The sequence below is a fragment of the Cellulomonas bogoriensis 69B4 = DSM 16987 genome (assembly GCF_000767165.1).
Classification (GTDB): Bacteria; Actinomycetota; Actinomycetes; order Actinomycetales; family Cellulomonadaceae; genus Actinotalea; species Actinotalea bogoriensis.
The window spans coordinates 1-3,281 of record NZ_AXCZ01000229.1 but is presented as its reverse complement, the minus strand read 5'-3'; the positions used below and the strand labels follow the sequence as shown (position 1 = coordinate 3,281).

The following is a 3,281-nucleotide window of genomic DNA, read 5'->3' as shown; positions in this document are numbered from 1 at the left end:
TCGCACGGGAGATGCACGACGTCGTCGCCCACAGCGTCTCGGTGATGGTCGCCCTCGCCGACGGCGCCGCCGCCGCCCTGGACCGCGCGCCCGACAGGTCCAGGGCGGCGCTCGGTGAGCTCTCCGAGACCGGCCGCACGGCGCTGGCCGACATGAGGCGGGTCCTGGGGATGCTCGACGGGGACGGGGCACCCCTGGGCCCGCAACCGGGGTGCCCGGACATCGGCGAGCTGGTCGACCGGGTGCGGGCCGCCGGGGTCCCGGTCACGACCACGGGCCTGGACTCGCTGCCCACGGACGCCGCGCTGGAGCTCACCGTCCACCGCGTCGTCCAGGAGGCGCTCACCAACGTCCTGCGTCACGCCCCGGGCACCCCGGGGGCGACGGTCGAGGTACGCCGGACCCCGGGCGTGGTCGCGGTGGAGGTCGTCGACCGGGGGCCCGGACCCGGTGGCGTGACACGCCCCGGCAGCGGCCGTGGCCTGGTGGGCATGCGCGAACGGGCCTCGGTGTACGGCGGCGACGTGGACGCCGGACCGCACGGGCCCGGGTGGAGGGTGCGGGTGACGCTCCCGTGGGAAGGGGACCAGGCATGATCCGGGTGCTGCTCGTCGACGACCAGGCCCTGATGCGCATGGGCTTCCGGCTGGTCCTGGAGGCCGAGGACGACCTGGAGGTCGTCGGTGAGGCCGGCGACGGTGGCACCGCCGTGGACCAGGTACGCGCACTGGCACCGGACGTGGTGCTCATGGACGTCCGCATGCCCGGCACCAACGGGATCGACGCCACCCGGCAGATCACCGCGGCCCACCCCGGCACGCGGGTGCTGATCCTCACGACGTTCGACCTGGACGAGTACGCGTTCGCGGCACTGCGCGCCGGGGCCAGCGGGTTCATGCTCAAGGACGCCCGCCCCACCGAGCTCGTCGCCGCGGTGCGCGCCGTGGCCTCCGGTGACGCGGTGGTCTCCCCGCGGGTCACCCGCCGGATGCTGGAGATGTTCGCCGGGGCGCTGCCCCGCCCCGCGGCACCACCCGCCGACGACCAGGACCCCCGCCTGGCGTCCCTGACACCCCGCGAGCGCGAGGTGCTGGTGCACGTGGCGGAGGGCGCGTCCAACGGCGAGATCGCCTCCCGCCTGCAGCTCTCGGAGGCGACGGTCAAGACGCATGTCGGCCGGATCCTGGCCAAGCTGGCGGCCCGCGACCGGGTGCAGGCGGTCGTACTGGCGTACGAGACCGGTCTGGTGGGTCCCCGGGCCCCGTGACCGGGCGGGTGACCGGGTGCGGGCAGCGGCCGGACGTGTGACGGTGGACGCACGTGTCCCCGTCCCCCGGAGCGAGCATGGCGACGTTCGTGAACTGGTCCGGCAGCCTCAGGTTCACCCCCGGGCAGGTGGCCGCACCCACCACCACCGAGGAGGTCGCCCAGGTGGTGCGCAGCGCGCGGGCGGACGGTCGGCGGGTCAGGCCCGTGGGTCAGGGGCACTCCTCCACACCGCTGGTGCGCACCGACGACGTCCTGCTGTCGGCCGACGCGATGGCCGGGATGGTCACGCACGACCCCGACACCCTCAGGGCGGAGGTGCTGCCCGGCACCCGGCTGAGCGAGGCGGGCACGGCGTTCCACGGCGTCGGCATGGCCATGGAGAACCTCGGGGACGTCGACATGCAGGCGATCGCCGGGGCCATCGCCACCGGCACCCACGGCTCGGGCCTGGAGCTGCCGAACCTGTCCCAGATGCTCGTCGGGGGCGAGCTGGTCACCGGCACCGGGGACGTCCTGCGGTTCGGTGAGGACGTCCACGGTCGGCCCCACCCCGCCGGCCTGCCGCTGGACGACGACGACGTCGTCCGGGCGCTGCGGGTGAACCTGGGCGCCCTGGGGGTGCTGACGTCCCTGACCCTGCAGCTGGTCCCCTCGTTCGACGTCCACCGCCGGGACTGGTGCACGCACGTGGACTGGGCGGTGGAGCACTTCGACGCCCTTGCGCGCACCAACCGGTCCTTCGACATGTACTGGTACCCGCGCAGCGACATCGCCCAGGTGCGCACCCTGGACGACCCGCACGTCGAACCCGACATCGTCCCCCCGGGCCGGCAGATCCACGACGAGGACCTGGGTCCCAGCCACGAGATCATCCCCAACAACCGGGACCTGCGCTTCGACGAGATGGAGTACATGCTCCCCTACGAGGCGGGCCTGGAGTGCTTCGCCGAGGTGCGGGCCCGCATCAAGGAGCGGCACCGGCAGGACGTCGCCTGGCGGGTGCTGGTACGGACCGTCGCCGCCGACGAGGCCCTCATCAGCAACTGCTACGGACGGCCGACCCTCACCATCGCGCTGCTGCACAACGCCGGACTCCCCTACGAGGAGTACTTCGGTGACATGGAGCCCCTGCTCCAGGAGTACGGGGGACGACCCCACTGGGGCAAGAAGCACACCATGACCGCAGCCGACCTGGCCCCGCGCCTGCCCCGCTGGGACGACTTCCAGACCGCCCGCCAGGCCCTGGACCCCGAGGGGGTGCTCCTCAACGAGCACCTGTCGGCGGTCCTGGGCGTCCCGGACCCCCGCACCGAGGAGGCACGATGAGCGACACCGCGCTCGGGCACCGCACCTGGGTGTTCTCCGGAGGGAACATCCCGCCACGGTCCACCGGCCCCGAACCGGAGATGACCAGCCGGGACGAGCTGTGCCTGGCCAACACCGGGCCGGTCACGACCGAGGTCCAGGTCACCGTGCTGTTCGAGGACCGTGACCCGGTGGGCCCGCACCGGCTGAGCGTGCCGGGCCAGCGGGTGCGCCACGTACGCGTCAACGACCTCATCGACCCGTACCCGGTGCCGCTCGGGGTCCCCTACGGCCTGGTGGTGCGCTCCGAGGAGCCGGTGGTCGCCCAGCTGACGCGCCTGGACACCCGCGACGGGCAGCTCGCCACGGCCGTGGCCGCCGGGACCCCCGTCCTGGGTTGACCGCGGTGGGCGCGGCGTGGGCGTTCGTGCAGGCTGCGGCGCACCGGGTGCGCCTGCACGGACCGAGCCTGCTGCTCGCCTCGGCGTCGGCCGGTGTGGCCTACGCCCTGGCCGGCTGGGCGTTCGGGCCCGAGAACGCGTTCTTCGCCCCGATCGCCGCCGTCGTGTGCGTCAGCATCACCGCGGGGCAACGGGTGCGCCGGGCGGTGGAGATCGCCGTCGGGGTGGTCGTGGGGCTGGTCGCGGCCGACCTGCTGCTGCGGTGGACGGGCGCCGGGCCGTGGCAGCTGGCCCTGGCGGTGCTGC

At 74.1% G+C, this 3,281-nt stretch carries 5 protein-coding genes; all 5 read left to right on the top strand.

Annotated features, from left to right (window positions below):
• The coding region (locus tag N869_RS13800; protein ID WP_035062524.1) for a sensor histidine kinase at nt 1–596 on the top strand (596 nt) is incomplete at its 5' end.
• Complete coding sequence (locus tag N869_RS13795; RefSeq protein ID WP_052105585.1) at nt 593–1,267, top strand: response regulator transcription factor; 675 nt, start codon at nt 593–595, stop codon at nt 1,265–1,267. The genes N869_RS13800 and N869_RS13795, both read left to right, overlap by 4 nt.
• 77 nt (nt 1,268–1,344) lie before the next feature.
• Complete coding sequence (locus N869_RS13790) at nt 1,345–2,595, top strand: D-arabinono-1,4-lactone oxidase (RefSeq protein ID WP_035062519.1); 1,251 nt, start codon at nt 1,345–1,347, stop codon at nt 2,593–2,595.
• Nucleotides 2,592–2,975, top strand: a complete 384-nt coding sequence (locus tag N869_RS13785; RefSeq protein WP_035062518.1) for a sensory rhodopsin transducer — start codon at nt 2,592–2,594, stop codon at nt 2,973–2,975. The genes N869_RS13790 and N869_RS13785 overlap by 4 nt, the downstream gene beginning before the upstream one ends.
• 5 nt (nt 2,976–2,980) lie before the next feature.
• Nucleotides 2,981–3,281: FUSC family protein (locus tag N869_RS13780; RefSeq protein ID WP_035062516.1), on the top strand; the 301-nt coding region annotated here is incomplete at its 3' end.

Bases quoted from the DNA above. Each gene is read 5' to 3' on its own strand.
- N869_RS13795 (WP_052105585.1), top strand. From the start codon at position 593: ATGATCCGGGTGCTGCTCGTCGACGACCAGGCCCTGATGCGCATGGGC.
- N869_RS13790 (WP_035062519.1), top strand. From the start codon at position 1,345: ATGGCGACGTTCGTGAACTGGTCCGGCAGCCTCAGGTTCACCCCCGGG.
- N869_RS13785 (WP_035062518.1), top strand. From the start codon at position 2,592: ATGAGCGACACCGCGCTCGGGCACCGCACCTGGGTGTTCTCCGGAGGG.